Below are 14,794 nucleotides of genomic sequence, written 5' to 3'. Positions count from 1 at the left end.
AAGGGCATCGCACCCCATCGACGGCGGGGCCCGGAGCGGACGGAACCCGCTCCGGGCCCCGCCGTCGGCCGTCCCCCTCCCCTTCGCCCTCCGCTCTCGCCTCCACCCACGTATAAACCCGATGTATACACACCGTGTACAGTGCTCCGCATGTCTATCGGCCACACCCTGCTGGGACTCCTGGAGTCCGGCCCCCGCCATGGCTACGACCTCAAGCGCGCGTTCGACGAGAGGTTCGGCCACGACCGCCCCCTGCACTACGGGCAGGTCTACTCGACCATGTCCCGGCTGCTGAAGCACGGCCTCGTCGAGGTCGACGGCGTCGAGAGCGGCAGCGGTCCCGAGCGCAAGCGCTACGCCATCACCGAGGCCGGGATCACCGACGTCACCACCTGGCTCGCCGAGCCGGAGAAGCCCGAGCCGTACCTCCAGTCGATGCTCTACACCAAGGTCGTCCTGGCCCTGCTCACCGGCCGCAGCGCCGAGGCCGTGCTGGACACCCAGCGCGCCGAGCACCTGCGTCTCATGCGCGCCCTCACCGAGCGCAAGCGCAGCGGCGACCTCGCGGACCAGCTGATCTGCGACCACGCGCTCTTCCACCTCGAAGCCGATCTGCGCTGGCTCGAAGTCACCGCCGCCCGGCTGGACCGGCTGGCCGCGGAGGTGACCGCGTGATCCCCGATGGTTCCCTGCTCGGCGCCGACGGCCTGCACAAGTCCTACGGCTCCACCCCGGCGCTCGACGGCGCCTCCTTCTCCATCCACCCCGGCGAGGTCGTCGCCGTGCTCGGCCCGTCCGGCTCCGGCAAGTCGACCCTGCTGCACTGCCTCGCCGGAATCGTCACCCCCGACCGGGGCACGATCACCTACGCGGGCCGCGAGCTCTCCGCGATGTCCGACGCCGAGCGCAGCGCCCTGCGCCGTTCCGACTTCGGCTTCGTCTTCCAGTTCGGCCAGCTCGTCCCGGAGCTGACCTGCGTGGAGAACGTCGCCCTGCCGCTCCGGCTGAACGGCGTCCCGCGCAAGACCGCCGAAGGCACCGCCCGGCACTGGCTGGAGCGCCTGGAGGTCGAGGGCGTCGCCGGCCAGCGCCCGGGCGAGGTCTCCGGCGGCCAGGGCCAGCGGGTCGCGGTCGCCCGCGCGCTGGCCGCGTCGCCGAAGGTGATCTTCGCGGACGAACCGACCGGCGCGCTGGACTCCCTCAACGGCGAGCGGGTCATGGAGCTGCTGACCGAGGCGGCCCGGTCCGACAACGTCGCCGTGGTGCTGGTGACCCACGAGGCCCGGGTCGCCGCGTACTCGGACCGCGACATCACCGTCCGCGACGGCCGGGTCCGCGATCTGGAGCACCCGGCATGACCGCACCCGTCCACGAGAAGGCCCCCGTCGGGGCCCGGCCCCGCCCCAACGGCTCCGCCTCCTGGGCCCGCGACCTCGCCCTGGGCGTCCGGTTCGCCGCCGCGGGCGGCCGCGAGGGCTGGATCCGCACCCTGCTGACCGCCGTCGGCGTCGGCCTCGGCGTGGCGCTGCTGCTCGCGGCCGCCTCCGCGCCGCACCTGCTGGAGGAGCGTTCCGCGCGCAGCCAGGCGCGCTCCGAGAGCTCGTCCGACTCGCCGGACGACCTGGTGAAGAAGTCGGACACCACGGTGGTCCGGGTCAGCGCGGAGACGGAGTACCGCAGCCGCGACGTCGGGGGCTACCTGATGCGCCCGGACGGGGCCCGCCCCGTCCTGCCGCCGGGCGTGGAGCGCTTCCCCGGCGGGGGCGACATGGTGGTCTCCCCCGCGCTGAAGGAGCTGCTGGGCTCCCCGGAGGGCGGGCTGCTCAAGGAACGGCTGCCCTACCGGATCACCGGCACGGTCGCCGACCCGGGCCTGGTCTCCCCGGGCGAACTGCTCTTCTACGCGGGCAGCTCCACCCTGACCACCGACAACGGCGGCTACCGGATCGCCGGTTACGGCGACCCGAAGGCGGCCGAGCCCATGCCGCCGATCCTCGTCATCCTGATCATCCTGATCTGCGTCGTCCTGCTGATGCCGGTCGCGATCTTCATCGCGACCTCGGTGCGCTTCGGCGGCGACCGGCGCGACCGCAGGCTCGCCGCGCTGCGCCTGGTCGGCGCGGACGTCCGGACGACCCGCCGGATCGCGGCCGGCGAGGCGCTCTTCGGGGCGGTGCTCGGCCTGCTGGCCGGTGTGGCGTTCTTCCTGGTGGGGCGGCACTTCACGGGCACGGTCGTGGTGTGGGGCGTCAGCGCCTTCCCGGCCGACCTGGTCCCGGCCCCGTGGCTCGCGGCGCTGGTCGTGGTCGCGGTGCCGGTGGCGGCGGTGCTCGTCACGCTGCTCGCCATGCGGTCGGTGGCGGTCGAGCCCCTCGGCGTCATGCGGAGCGACCGCGGTCGCGGACGCCGGCTCTGGTGGCGGCTGCTGATCCCGGTCGCGGGTCTGGCAGTGCTGGTGCTGACCGGCAAGGTGGACATGCACGGCGACGTGAACCCGTATCCGATCGCGGGCGGCGCCGTGCTGGTGCTGGTCGGGCTCGCCCTGCTGCTGCCCTGGCTGATAGACGCGTGCGTGAACCGGCTGCGCGGCGGCCCGGTGCCCTGGCAGCTCGCCACCCGGCGGCTCCAGCTCAGCAGCGGCGCGGCCTCCCGCGCGGTCAGCGGCATCACGGTCGCGGTGGCGGGGGCGGTGGCCCTGCAGATGCTGTTCGTGGCGGTGGGCGACGAGTTCAACCGGCTCACCGGGCAGGACACGCAGCGGGCCCAGTTCTACACGTTCTCCGCCGTCGCCACCGGTGACACGGCCGCCCGGACCATCGAGCAGTTCCGGGCCACCAAGGGCGTCACCGACGTCATCGGCATGGTCGAGGCGTACGCGATGAAGCCCGGCAAGTACAAGGAGGACGACGCCCAACCCACCACCTCGCTGACCATCGGCGACTGCACGACCCTGCGCGAGATCGCCCGGCTCCGCTCCTGCTCGGACGGCGACGTCTTCGTCGTCCACTCCAAGGACAAGGAGTCGGCCGACTGGGTGGACCAGACGGCCCGCAAGGGCAAGCCGGTCGAGCTCAACTACCTGGCGGGCCAGCAGCCCGGCGAGAAGTCGATGCTGTGGACCCTGCCCGCCGACGCCCCGACCGTCGCCGCCCGTCTCGACCCGATGGGCCAGGAGCACACGGGCATCGTGGCCACGCCCGGCGCGATCGACCCGGGCGCCCTGCCGCACGCCCAGACCAACGCGCAGCTCCGGGTGGACCGGAGTGTGAAGGACGTCTCGGAGTACGTGCGGAACACGGCGGCCCGGCTCGACCCCGCCATGCGGGTCGTCGCCCTGACCTCGACGGTCCGTGACGAGCAGTACGCCACCGTGCAGCGGGGCCTTCAGGTCGGCGGGACGGCGACGCTGGTGCTGATCGCCGCCGCGATGCTGGTCTCGCAGCTGGAGCAGCTACGGGAGCGCAAGCGCCTGCTGTCGGTGCTGGTCGCCTTCGGCACGCGGCGGTCGACGCTGGGCTGGTCGGTGCTCTGGCAGACCGCCGTCCCGGTACTCATCGGCCTGGTGGTCGCGGTCGCCGGCGGCATCGGCCTGGGGGCCGTGATGATCCGCATGATCGACAAGACCGTGACCGACTGGTGGCTGTTCCTGCCGATGGCCGGGGCGGGCGCGGCGATGATCCTGCTCGTCACCCTGCTGTCGCTGCCGCCGCTGTGGCGCATGATGCGCCCGGACGGCCTGCGTACGGAGTGACGGTCGTCCCGGCTGATCAGGGGTGCGGTTCCCAGAGTTCCCGGGAACCGCACCCCTTTCGTTCTCCTCACGCTCCTCGGCCTCGTCGTCCTCTTCGTTCTCGTCCCCGCTCCGGCGCTACTCCCCCGCCGTCACCCGCACCGGAAGCGTCCGCATCGCCTCGCGCAGCGCGACCGCGAACTCCTCGAACTCCTCGTGCCGCGCGGCGCCCGTACGCATCCCCAGCGCCACCCGGCGCGAGGGCGCGGGCTCCGCGAAGTACCCGGTGGCCAGCGCGTCGTTGCGGCCGGTCTCGACCGTCACCGCGGTACGCGGCAGCAGCGTCACCCCGAGGCCGCCGGCCACCAGCTGCACCAGCGTGGAGAGCCCGGCCGCGGACGTGGTGACCGCCGCACCCTCCGCGCGCCCCGCCTCCCGGCATATGTCGAGCGCCTGGTCACGCAGGCAGTGCCCCTCGTCGAGCAGCAGCAGCGGCAGCTCGCGCAGCGCCTCGCGCGGAATGTCGGCGCGCCCGCCCAGCCAGTGGTCCCGCTCCATGACCAGCACGAAGTCCTCGTCGAAGAGCGGGAGTTCGCTCACCCCCGGCACCCCGAGCGGCACGGCGAGCAGCAGCAGGTCCAGCCGTCCGGCGGCCAGCCCCTCCAACAGCGAGGAGGTCTGCTCCTCGTGCACCTGGAGGTCGAGCTCGGGATAGCGGTCGTGGACCAGGCGCAGCACGGTCGGCAGCAGATACGGGGCGACGGTGGGGATCACGCCGAGCCTGAGCACTCCGGTGAAGGGGGCCCGGACCGCCTCGGCCTCCTCCATCAGCTCGCCGACCGCGTCCAGCACCGCCCGCGCCCGGACCGCGAGCCGCTCCCCCGCCGACGAGAGCAGCACCTTGCGCGTCGTACGCTCGATGAGCTGCACACCCAGCGCGTCCTCCAGCGCCGACACGGCCCCGGAGAGCGCCGGCTGGCTCATCCCGATGGCCGCCGCGGCGTCCCTGAAGTGCAGATGCTCCGCGACGGCCGTGAAGGCCCGCAGCTGTGACAGGCTGGGCTGCTTCGTCCGGTGCCCCTGGCCGCCGTGATTACCTCGCGCCACTGATAGGCACCTCCGATCATCACGACCGATTGTAGCTATTTCCGCTATCAATGCACTCTGTGCCATGGTGGTGATCGTCCAACCCTCAGGAACTCCCCCGACCCGGGAGTTCCACGCTGCAAGGAGAGCGCGTGCTCACTGTCGGTGACAAGTTCCCCGAGTTCGACCTGACCGCCTGTGTCTCGCTGGAGAAGGGCAAGGAGTTCGAGCAGATCAACCACAAGACCTACGAGGGCAAGTGGAAGATCGTCTTCGCGTGGCCGAAGGACTTCACCTTCGTGTGCCCCACCGAGATCGCCGCCTTCGGCAAGCTGAACGACGAGTTCGCCGACCGTGACGCCCAGGTCCTCGGCTTCTCCGGTGACTCCGAGTTCGTGCACCACGCCTGGCGCAAGGACCACCCGGACCTGACCGACCTGCCCTTCCCGATGCTGGCCGACTCGAAGCACGAGCTCATGCGCGCGCTCGGCATCGAGGGCGAGGACGGCTTCGCCCAGCGCGCCGTCTTCATCGTCGACCAGAACAACGAGATCCAGTTCACGATGGTGACCGCCGGGTCCGTGGGCCGTAACCCCAAGGAGGTCCTGCGGGTCCTCGACGCCCTGCAGACCGACGAGCTGTGCCCGTGCAACTGGTCCAAGGGCGACGACACCCTCGACCCGGTCGCGCTCCTCGCGGGCGAGTGAGCTGACAGCGCCATGGCACTCGACGAACTGAAGGCCGCCGTACCGGACTTCGCCAAGGACCTGAAGCTGAACCTCGGTTCGGTCATCGGGAACAGTGGTCTCCCGCAGCAGCAGCTGTGGGGCACCGTCCTCGCCTGCGCGATCGCCTCGCGCTCGCCGAGGGTGCTGCGCGAGCTGGAGCCGGAGGCGAAGGCCAACCTCTCCGCGGAGGCGTACTCCGCCGCGAAGTCGGCCGCCGCCATCATGGCGATGAACAACGTCTTCTACCGGACCCGGCACCTGCTGTCGGACCCCGAGTACGGGACGCTGCGCGCGGGTCTGCGGATGAACGTCATCGGCAACCCCGGTGTCGAGAAGACCGACTTCGAACTGTGGTCGCTCGCCGTCTCCGCGATCAACGGCTGCGGTCAGTGCCTGGACTCCCACGAGCAGGTGCTGCGCAAGGCCGGCGTGGACCGTGAGACGATCCAGGAAGCCTTCAAGATCGCTTCGGTGATCCAGGCGGTCGGCGTGACCCTCGATGCCGAGGCCGTGCTCGCCGAGTAGGACCGGCACCGCACCCGGCACGGGAAGAGCCCCGAGGACGACCGACCGTCCCCGGGGCTCTTCCCGTGCGTCACGCGCCGCTCCCCCTGCTGCCTCGCTTCCCGCTCTCCGCTTCGCGTTTCCCGCAAGAGGTTCCCCGGCACCAATCGCCGCCGGTCACGGCCCGTCGGCGCCGTGCTTCCCGCCACCGCCGTTCCCCGCGTCGCCGTCCCGGACCTCGGGCGGTGAGCCCGGCACGGGTGTGGGAGCGATGTCCAGCGCGGTCGCCCCGCGCGGCGGCGGGGAGTGCCGCAGGGCCTCCTCCTGCCCGTAGGCGCGCAGGTAGCCGACCACCGTGTTGGTGACCGCGACCAGCGGCACCGCGACGACCGCTCCCCCGATGCCCGCGACCATGCCGCCCGCCGCGACGGACAGGACGACGGCGAGCGGATGCACGCGCACCGCGCGCCCCAGGATGAACGGCTGCAGTACGTGGCCCTCGATCTGTTGCACCGCGAGCACCACGGCCAGCACCATCAGCGCCGTGAACACGCCCTCGGTGACCAGCGCCACGACCACGGCGAGCGCCCCGGAGATCACCGCGCCGACCAGCGGGATGAAGGCGAAGAGGAAGATGAACACGGCGATCGGCACCGCCATCGGCACATTGAGGAACCAGATCCCCAGCCCGATGAAGATCGCGTCGATCATGGCCACTATGACCGTGCCCCGCACATAGGCGGTCAGCGTCCGCCAGGCCCGCGGCCCGGCCCCGGCGAAGCCCGGACGGGCCTGGGCGGGCACCAGCTTGAGCACCCACTGCCAGATGCGCTTCCCGTCGTACAGCAGGAAGAGCGTCGAGAACATCGCCAGCAGCGCCCCGGTCAAGAACTCCACCATCACGGTGACGCCCTGCAGTCCGGCGGAGGTGATCTCCTCGGTGTTGGTGCCGATGGTGTCGCTGAGGTTCTTCGCGACATCGTTGATCTGCTGCTCGGTGACGTGGAACGGACTGTCGAGCAGCCAGTGCTTCAGTTCCTCGATCCCCGCCCGCACCTTGTCGGAGAGGGTGTCGAGGTTGTCCATCACCTGCCAGACCACGAACCAGCCGACCAGGCCGATGATGACGAAGCCCAGGACCGCGGTGACCGCGGTGGCGAGACCACGCGGCAGCCCGCGCCGCTTCAGCCAGGCGACGGTGGGCTGAAGCATCGCGGTGACGAGCAGCGCGGCGACGAACGCCAGCACCACCAGCTGCACGGTGCTGATCACCTGCGCCAGCACCCAGAGCGTGCCCGCCAGGACGAGCAGTCGCCAGCCCGCCTCGGCGGCGACCCGCATGCTCCAGGGGATCGCCTCGACCGGATCGGGCCGGGCGGCGACCGACGGGGCGTACGTGGGCGGGGGCGGCACATGATCGGCGGGTTCGCGCCGGACCGCGTCGTCCGGTACGGACGTGCTCGTCATCGGCGGCCCGACCGGCGCGCCCTCGTCAGCCATGGCACCCTCGCCCCCCTCGGCCCCGGCCGTGCGCCGTTCCAGCCGCTCGCCCAGTGCGGTCAGTTCCGTGCCAAGGCGACCGAGCCACCCCGGAAGTCTCGACATGATCGTTTCTCTTCCCCCGCTCCCGCTCCCCGCCACGCGCCGCGCGCCGCGCTCCCGCGCCCGCCCGGCCGTCCGGACCCGACCGTACACGCGCGAAGCCCCCCACCGTAGGACGGTGAGGGGCTTCGCGAGGTTGAGATCCCGGTACCGGAACTCAGTACCAGTGGTTGGCCTGCCAGAACGACCAGGCGCCGCAGGGGCTGCCGTAACGGCCGTCCATGTAGCTGAGACCCCACTTGATCTGGGTGGCCGGGTTGGTCTGCCAGTCGGCACCGGCGGAGGACATCTTCGAGCCGGGCAGCGCCTGCACGAGACCGTAGGCGCCGGAGGACGGGTTGCTCGCCCGGTAGTTCCAGGTGGACTCGTGGTTCACGATGTTACTGAAGCACTGGAACTGGTCGGCGGGCACGATCTGCCGCGCGATCGCCTGGACCTGGGCCACGGTGTACGAGCTCTGCTGGGCGAACGTGGCCGTGCTGCGCACCTCGGAACGGCTGGCGCGCTCGGCTTCCTTCGCCTTCTTCGCCTGGCGTTCCTGCTCCAGCTTCGCCTCGGCCGCCCGCTTCTTCGTCTTGGCGTCCTTGGCGGCCTGGATACGGGCCGCTTCCTCCGCGGACTTCTTCGCCGCCGCGTCGGCCGCGGACGCCTGGGCGTCGGCCTGCTGCGTGAGCGAGGCGGTCTGCACCTGGGCCTGCTGACCGGCGGGGATGTCTGCGAGCAGCGTGGTGTCGGCTGCGGTCGCCTCGAAGTTGTTGTCGTCGGCAGCGGGAGTGCTGCCCGAGGCAACGCCTACGACGGCGCCGACGGTGGTGACCGCGGTGGCCGATGCCACTGCGAACCCCCGGACCGAGATCCGGCTCACACGGTTTCCTTCCAGCACCGCCCGCTTAGGTGACCTCGCGGGCGCAATCGTGCCCCTGGCACTGGCCTCCCTACTGCTTGGGTCACGGGAGGCACGGGCCCGGTGGGCGCCCCCGGAGGGGGAGCGCCGCGTGGTACTCGCGGGCGGCATACGGCGGACGGTTGTTGAGTTGTGTGGTGCATGGCACCTCTGGAGGTGCGGGTGTGCCGTATGCGGGGCCTGACGGAAGCAAGACTCTGCCGGAACGTCACGCCAGGACGCAATTCTCCGTTGCGTGTGAAAGCTCACACCTCGTTTGGAGCAAGTGATTCACGGAAATGCCACCGCAGCACGATGCCGCCCGGCTAAGCTGCTGCGCTCGCCGGGCGGCACCAACTGTCGTATCCCGTATCAGATCTGGCCTTCCTCCAGCATTTCGGTCACCAGTGCGGCGATCGGGGAACGCTCGGAACGGGTGAGCGTGACATGCGCGAAGAGCGGATGCCCCTTCAGCTTCTCGACCACGGCGACGACTCCGTCGTACCGGCCGACCCTCAGGTTGTCCCGCTGGGCCACGTCGTGCGTGAGGACCACGCGGGAATTCGCCCCGATCCGTGACAGCACGGTCAGAAGGACGTTCCGCTCCAGGGACTGCGCCTCGTCGACGATCACGAAGGAGTCGTGCAGCGAGCGGCCCCTGATGTGGGTGAGCGGCAGGATCTCCAGCATCCCCCGCCCCAGCACCTCCTCGATCACCGCGCGCCCGGCGACCGCGGACAGGGTGTCGAAGACGGCCTGCGCCCAGGGGCTCATCTTCTCGGCCTCGGTGCCGGGGAGATAGCCCAGTTCCTGCCCGCCGACCGCGTACAGCGGGCGGAAGACCATCACCTTCTGGTGCTGCCTGCGTTCCAGCACGGCTTCGAGACCGGCGCAGAGCGCCAGTGCCGACTTGCCGGTGCCGGCCCGGCCGCCCAGCGACACGATGCCGACGTCCTGGTCGAGGAGGAGGTCGAGCGCGATGCGCTGCTCGGCGCTGCGGCCGTGGATGCCGAAGACCTCGCGGTCGCCGCGCACCAGGCGGATGTTCCCGTCGGCGGTGACCCGGCCGAGGGCCTTGCCGCGCTCGGACTGGAGGACCAGCCCGGTGTGCACCGGCAGGTCCGCCGCCTCGGGGACGTACAGCGTCTCCTCCCCGTAGAGCAGGTCCACCTGCTCGGCGGCCAGCGGCAGGTCCGACATGCCCGTCCACCCGGAGTCGGTGATGGCCAGCTCGGCGCGGTACTCCTCGGCGAGGAGCCCGACCGAGGACGCCTTGATGCGCAGCGGCAGGTCCTTCGACACGACCGTGACGTCGTACCCCTCGGCCTGGAGGTTGCGCGCGACCGCGAGGATCCGTGAATCGTTGTCGCCCAACCGGTAACCGGCGGGCAGCACGCCGGGATCGGAGTGGTTGAGCTCGACGCGCAGCGTCCCGCCCAGGTCCCCCAGCGGGATGGGGTCGTCCAGGCGGCCGTACCGGGTCCGCAGGTCGTCCAGCCGGCGCAGGGCCTGCCGGGCGAAGTACCCCAGCTCCGGGTGGTGCCTCTTGGCCTCCAGTTCCGTGACCACCACGATCGGGAGCACGACCTCGTGCTCGTCGAACCGGGCCATGGCGTTGGGATCGGCCAGCAGGACGCTGGTGTCGAGAACGTAGGTGCGCCTGTCGGACATGCGGCGCTTTGTGCTGGTCACCACGGAAGGACGTACCCCCTCGGACGAGGTTGGGGTGGACGGCGTCGCGGAACATCCCTATGGGAGAGGACGGACCGGGCTGCGGCCCCGATGCACGGGCCGAGCACCGGCCCTCCGCGTCGGACGCACTGTGTACGGTCCTTCGTGTGCAAAGGGCCTCCCGGGCGAGCGGACTCCATGCCGCTCACTTGGACACGACGTCCGCCTTGCCTGCGACCGGACGTCGACCTGCCAGAGGTATGCCCTCGAACACGCGAAGCCATGCCGCGCCGTGGGCGCGAGCGGGCCGGGTGAGGTGTCCCGGGCATGTGACGGCCCGGTTGTGCGGTGCGGCTGTCCGGGGCATATGACGTCCCGGCAGGTGCTGTCTTGGTGAGTGCCGTCCCCCGCAGATGATGTCCCCCGCTCGGGTGACGTCTTTACCGGGTGCCGTTCCCCGCAGGCGGTGTTCCGGGCGCGGCGGTGCCCGCGCCGTGCGGTGTCAGCCGCCGAAGCGGCGGTGGCGGGCCGCGTAGTCGCGCAGGGCGCGCAGGAAGTCGACGCGGCGGAAGGCCGGCCAGAAGACCTCGCAGAAGTAGTACTCCGAGTGGGCGCTCTGCCAGAGCATGAAGCCGGACAGCCGCTGCTCGCCGCTGGTGCGGATGACCAGGTCGGGGTCGGGCTGGCCCCGGGTGTAGAGGTGCTCGGAGATCAGGTCGGTGGAGACGATCTCCGCGAGCTCCTCGAAGGACGTGCCCTTGGCCGAGTGCTCCAGCAGCAGCGAGCGGACCGCGTCCGCGATCTCCTGGCGCCCGCCGTAGCCGACGGCGACGTTGACCAGTATTCCGTCGACGCCGAGGGTGGCCTGTTCGGCCTCTTTGAGGACGGTCTGGGTGTGCGCGGGCAGCAGGTCGAGCGTGCCGACGTGGTGGACGCGCCAGCGGCCGTCCGCGGCGAGGTTGCGCACGGTGTTCTCGATGATGCGAAGGAGCGGGGTCAGCTCGGACTCGGGCCGGTCGAAGTTGTCCGTGGACAGGAGCCAGAGAGTGACGACCTCCACATCGGTCTCGCTGCACCAGCCGAGCAGTTCCTGGATCTTGTCGGCCCCGGCCTGGTGCCCCTGCGCGGCCGTGCCGCCGGACGCCTTCGCCCAGCGCCGGTTGCCGTCGAGGATGACGCCGATGTGCTTGGGCACCTGGGTGTGGTCGAGGCGGGCCTCCACCCGGCGCGCATAGAGCCTGTACACCAGGTCGCGCAAGTTCACTGAGTTCACCTCTCGGTTCCATGCGGGCCCGCCCGCCCCGTCGACCGGGGTCCGGGGTCGCCTCTCTGGGGATCGCCGCACCGCCCCGCAAAGTCCATCGCTCCGCGCGTGCCCTCGCTGTCCCCGGGACCGCAACATTACTGCGCGGGCGGCAGACGGGCCCAACCCGGCCTGTCACAAGTCCGTGATAAGGAGGGAAACGTGACTGATTCTCCTCTCTTCTACCAAGCTGCCGCTTCGCGCTACGACTCCATGGAATACCGCCGCACCGGACGCAGCGGGCTCAAGCTCCCCGCCGTCTCCCTCGGCCTCTGGCACAACTTCGGCGACGACCGCACGCTCGACTCCCAGCGGGCGATCCTGCGCCGCGCCTTCGATCTCGGTGTGACCCACTTCGACCTGGCGAACAACTACGGGCCTCCGCCGGGCTCCGCCGAGCTCAATTTCGGCAAGATATTCCGGCAGGACTTCGCCCCGTACCGGGACGAGCTGATCGTCTCCACCAAGGCCGGTTACGAGATGCACCCCGGCCCGTACGGGGAGTGGGGCTCCCGCAAGTACCTGCTGTCGTCGCTGGACGCCTCGCTGCGGCGGACGGGGCTCGACTACGTCGACATCTTCTACTCGCACCGCTTCGACCCGGACACCCCGCTGGAGGAGACGATGGGGGCGCTGGCCTCCGCGGTCCAGCAGGGCAAGGCCCTGTACGTGGGTGTGTCCTCGTACGACGCGGAGCAGACCGCCGAGGCCGCCCGGTTGCTGAGGGAGATGGGCGTACCGGCCCTGATCCATCAGCCGTCCTACTCGATGATCAACCGCTGGATCGAGGACGACGGGCTGCTCGACACCCTGGAGGCGGCCGGCATGGGCTGCATCTCCTTCGTGCCGCTGGCCCAGGGCCTGCTCACGAACAAGTACCTGTCGGGCATCCCGGAGGGCTCGCGCGCCACCCAGGGCAAGTCGCTGGACCCCGGGCTGCTCTCCCAGGAGGTGGTCCGCCGGTTGAACGGGCTGAACGACATCGCGGCCCGGCGCGGCCAGTCGCTGGCCCAGCTGGCGCTGAACTGGGTGCTGCGGGACGGCCGTATGACCTCGGCGCTGATCGGCGCGTCGAACGTGCGGCAGCTGGAGGAGAACGTCGCGGCGCTCGCCGGTGCGCCGCTGTCCGCCGAGGAGCTGCGGGAGATCGACGCCTTCGCCGTGGACACCGAGGGCACCAACATCTGGGCCGGACGCGGCTGACGGACGGGGCCGGGGACCGGAGCCGGGGACGGGGGGACGGGCCGGGCTCGGGAGGCGGATGGCCTTCGGGGTGCGGCCTTGACGATCCGCGTTGACGGCCCCGCCCGGCCGGGGCGCCCTCACCGGGCAGACGGGCGGTCCTCCCCCGGACGGGTGCCGCGCGGAGGGCGGTGGCACAGGGTTCGGCGCGGATACGGCGCCTGGACACCGAGCCCGGATCCGGCGCAAAAAACGGGCCGGTCCGTGGGGGGGGGGGGGTTACGGACCGGCCCGAGGGGGGGTTTCCACCATAACCCTTCGTAAGTGGTGCTGCGTGCCACGCCACTCCGCAATTACTCTGCGGACTCGCAGGACTCCGATGCGCTCCCGGCCCCGGAGCGGCGCGTCACGGGCCGGGTGGGCTCAGGCGGTGGCCGGTGCGCCGTGGTGGTCGCGAGTGAAACGGACCGCCAGGGTCTCGCCGCCGATGACGACGAAACGCCCGTCCTCGCACCGGATGACGGCCTCGCACACCTCGCCCCGCCCATCCCTGCGCTCCTCGGTACGGGTGACGGTCCAGCCGCCCGCGGGGGGCCGCGGCAGGTTCGGCACGGCGGCGAACTCCCACTGCCCGGACGGCACGCACCAGGTGGGCAGCCGTGGCCACGAACCGGGACCGACCCGCAGGGTCCAGTCGGAGGCGCAGGTCAGCAGCACCGATTGCCCGTCGGCCAGCAGGAACTCGACGGCCTCGGGCTCCCCCATCAGACCCTCCGGCCGGTAGCGGACGCCGTACACCCCGACGATGCGCGCTCCCCTGAGCCAGTCCGCCCTGCCCTGCCGCGGTACCCGCGGCGCTCCTTGTTCGTCGCCCGTCCTCATGGCCAGTTCCCTCCCACGTACTCTCCGTACAGGGTCGCACCCCTGTCCGTGAGCAGAGACCGCGGCCTACCCGGGTTTGCGTGCCTCGATCAGGTACCGGGTGGTGTGGGCGACGAACGGACCCCCGGTCTCGATCCGGTGGTGCAGTTCGGCGAGTCGCGGGCGGTACTTCTCGACGGTGAAGCCCGGCACCATCCAGATCACCTTCCGCAGGAAGTAGACGACGGCGCCGATGTCGAAGAACTCGGTACGCAGCTTCTCCATCCGCAGATCGACGACGTCGAGCCCGGCCGCCTCGGCCTCGGCCCGGGCCCGTTCCGGGGCACGGGCTCCGCGCACCTCGGGCGGCTGCGGGCCGAGGAAGTACTCGACCAGTTCGAAGACGCTGGCCGGGCCGACCTGCTGCGAGAAGTACGTGCCCCCGGGGGCGAGCACCCGTGCGATCTCCGGCCACCAGGTGGTCACCGGATGCCGGCTGACCACCAGGTCGAAGGCGCCGTCCCCGAACGGCAGCGGCGGCTCGTCCGTGTCGGCGACCACGGCCACGCCGAGCGGGTGCAACACGGCGGTGGCGCGGGCGACGTTCGGCGGCCACGCCTCGGTGGCCACGACGAGGGGCGGCAGCCTCGGTACGGAGGCGAGGACCTCGCCCCCGCCGGTCTGGATGTCGAGCGCCGCCCCGGCGCGGCCCATCCGGTCGGCCATGGCGCGGGCGTAACCCCAGGAGGGGCGCTGTTCGGTGGCCCGGCCGTCGAGCCAGGAGAAGTCCCAGCCGTCGACGGGGGCGGTGGCCGCCTCGGCGACGAGGGCGTCGAAGCGTGCGCGTTCCGACGCCGTTCGCGCCCCTCTCGCCCCTGTCGCCGCTCCCGTCGCTTCTGCCGCCGGTCCTGGCTCTGGTCGTGGTGCTTCTGCGGGTGTCCCGGGCATACGGGGATCGTGCCAGCCGGGGCACGGCGGGCGCGACCGCTATTCGGCGGGCGGGGTCAGGCGGCCAGGCCGCCGAGGAGGATGCCGAGCAGCGCGCCCGTGATCATGAAGGGGCCGAACGGGATGCCCGTCTTGCGCCCGGCCCGCTTCAGAACCATCAGCCCGAACCCGTACAACGCGCCGAGCAGGAAGCCCGCGAAACCGCCGACGAACAGGACCGTCCAGCCGTACCAGCCGAGGGCCACGCCCAGGGACAGGGCGAGCTTGACGTCCCCGAAGCCCATTCCGTTCGGGTT

The 14,794-nt window shown here is 71.3% G+C and carries 13 protein-coding genes and 1 pseudogene; 6 read left to right on the top strand and 8 right to left on the bottom strand.

Annotated features, from left to right (window positions below; translation table 11 throughout):
* The first annotated feature begins 150 nt into the window (after window positions 1-150).
* The 3 genes from AMK22_RS03525 to AMK22_RS03515 are packed head-to-tail and all read left to right on the top strand — an operon-like array spanning window position 151 to window position 3,751.
* Complete coding sequence (locus tag AMK22_RS03525; RefSeq protein ID WP_073781728.1) at window positions 151-675, top strand: PadR family transcriptional regulator; 525 nt, start codon at window positions 151-153, stop codon at window positions 673-675.
* Window positions 672-1,358 (top strand): ABC transporter ATP-binding protein, encoded by a 687-nt coding sequence (locus tag AMK22_RS03520; protein WP_073781727.1) that lies wholly within the window; start codon window positions 672-674, stop codon window positions 1,356-1,358. The genes AMK22_RS03525 and AMK22_RS03520 overlap by 4 nt, the downstream gene beginning before the upstream one ends.
* Window positions 1,355-3,751, top strand: coding sequence for an ABC transporter permease (locus AMK22_RS03515; RefSeq protein ID WP_073781726.1), 2,397 nt, complete (start codon window positions 1,355-1,357; stop codon window positions 3,749-3,751). The genes AMK22_RS03520 and AMK22_RS03515 overlap by 4 nt, the downstream gene beginning before the upstream one ends.
* Before the next feature lie 117 nt (window positions 3,752-3,868).
* Here AMK22_RS03515 and AMK22_RS03510 read toward each other — a convergent pair whose 3' ends face one another.
* Window positions 3,869-4,837: a hydrogen peroxide-inducible genes activator gene (locus AMK22_RS03510; RefSeq protein WP_073781725.1), complete on the bottom strand. Its 969-nt coding sequence runs from the start codon at window positions 4,835-4,837 to the stop codon at window positions 3,869-3,871.
* Between the two features lie 131 nt (window positions 4,838-4,968).
* Here AMK22_RS03510 and AMK22_RS03505 point away from each other — a divergent pair, with 131 nt between their 5' ends.
* Complete coding sequence (locus AMK22_RS03505) at window positions 4,969-5,523, top strand: peroxiredoxin (RefSeq protein ID WP_073781724.1); 555 nt, start codon at window positions 4,969-4,971, stop codon at window positions 5,521-5,523.
* Window positions 5,524-5,535: 12 nt separating this feature from the next.
* Window positions 5,536-6,069: an alkyl hydroperoxide reductase gene (locus tag AMK22_RS03500; protein ID WP_073781723.1), complete on the top strand. Its 534-nt coding sequence runs from the start codon at window positions 5,536-5,538 to the stop codon at window positions 6,067-6,069.
* A 156-nt stretch (window positions 6,070-6,225) separates the two neighbouring features.
* Here AMK22_RS03500 and AMK22_RS03495 read toward each other — a convergent pair whose 3' ends face one another.
* From AMK22_RS03495 to AMK22_RS03480, 4 genes are all read right to left on the bottom strand, one after another.
* A complete protein-coding gene (locus AMK22_RS03495) occupies window positions 6,226-7,653 on the bottom strand; it encodes an AI-2E family transporter (RefSeq protein ID WP_073781722.1) in 1,428 nt (475 codons plus the stop codon).
* Between the two features lie 154 nt (window positions 7,654-7,807).
* Window positions 7,808-8,515: a transglycosylase domain-containing protein gene (locus AMK22_RS03490; protein ID WP_073781721.1), complete on the bottom strand. Its 708-nt coding sequence runs from the start codon at window positions 8,513-8,515 to the stop codon at window positions 7,808-7,810.
* A gap of 390 nt (window positions 8,516-8,905) precedes the next feature.
* Window positions 8,906-10,228 carry a PhoH family protein gene (locus tag AMK22_RS03485; protein WP_073781720.1) on the bottom strand — a complete coding sequence of 441 codons (1,323 nt, stop codon included), beginning with the start codon at window positions 10,226-10,228 and terminating at the stop codon, window positions 8,906-8,908.
* A gap of 478 nt (window positions 10,229-10,706) precedes the next feature.
* On the bottom strand, window positions 10,707-11,468 hold the full coding sequence (locus tag AMK22_RS03480; protein WP_073781979.1) for an isoprenyl transferase: 762 nt from the start codon (window positions 11,466-11,468) through the stop codon (window positions 10,707-10,709).
* 201 nt (window positions 11,469-11,669) lie between these two features.
* Between AMK22_RS03480 and mgrA the strand changes: the two genes are divergently transcribed.
* A complete protein-coding gene (gene mgrA / locus AMK22_RS03475; protein ID WP_073781719.1) occupies window positions 11,670-12,710 on the top strand; it encodes an L-glyceraldehyde 3-phosphate reductase in 1,041 nt (346 codons plus the stop codon).
* A gap of 402 nt (window positions 12,711-13,112) precedes the next feature.
* Here mgrA and AMK22_RS03470 read toward each other — a convergent pair whose 3' ends face one another.
* The 3 genes and pseudogenes from AMK22_RS03470 to AMK22_RS40520 form a co-directional block, all read right to left on the bottom strand.
* Window positions 13,113-13,571, bottom strand: coding sequence for a hypothetical protein (locus tag AMK22_RS03470; RefSeq protein ID WP_073781718.1), 459 nt, complete (start codon window positions 13,569-13,571; stop codon window positions 13,113-13,115).
* A 66-nt stretch (window positions 13,572-13,637) separates the two neighbouring features.
* Window positions 13,638-14,498, bottom strand: coding sequence for a class I SAM-dependent methyltransferase (locus AMK22_RS03465; RefSeq protein WP_073781717.1), 861 nt, complete (start codon window positions 14,496-14,498; stop codon window positions 13,638-13,640).
* A 56-nt stretch (window positions 14,499-14,554) separates the two neighbouring features.
* Window positions 14,555-14,794, bottom strand: a pseudogene (locus AMK22_RS40520) (prepilin peptidase); the annotation flags it as partial.

This window comes from Streptomyces sp. CB01580 (assembly GCF_001905795.1).
In the GTDB taxonomy this organism is placed as follows: Bacteria; Actinomycetota; Actinomycetes; order Streptomycetales; family Streptomycetaceae; genus Streptomyces.
Note: the sequence above shows the minus strand (reverse complement) of the source record. Positions and strands in the feature narration are given on the sequence as shown.

Excerpts from the sequence above, each read along its gene's own strand:
- AMK22_RS03525 (WP_073781728.1), top strand. The coding sequence starts at position 151 with ATGTCTATCGGCCACACCCTGCTGGGACTCCTGGAGTCCGGCCCCCGC.
- AMK22_RS03465 (WP_073781717.1), bottom strand. The coding sequence starts at position 14,498 with ATGCCCGGGACACCCGCAGAAGCACCACGACCAGAGCCAGGACCGGCG.
- AMK22_RS03495 (WP_073781722.1), bottom strand. The coding sequence starts at position 7,653 with ATGTCGAGACTTCCGGGGTGGCTCGGTCGCCTTGGCACGGAACTGACC.
- AMK22_RS03470 (WP_073781718.1), bottom strand. The coding sequence starts at position 13,571 with ATGAGGACGGGCGACGAACAAGGAGCGCCGCGGGTACCGCGGCAGGGC.
- AMK22_RS03500 (WP_073781723.1), top strand. The coding sequence starts at position 5,536 with ATGGCACTCGACGAACTGAAGGCCGCCGTACCGGACTTCGCCAAGGAC.
- AMK22_RS03515 (WP_073781726.1), top strand. The coding sequence starts at position 1,355 with ATGACCGCACCCGTCCACGAGAAGGCCCCCGTCGGGGCCCGGCCCCGC.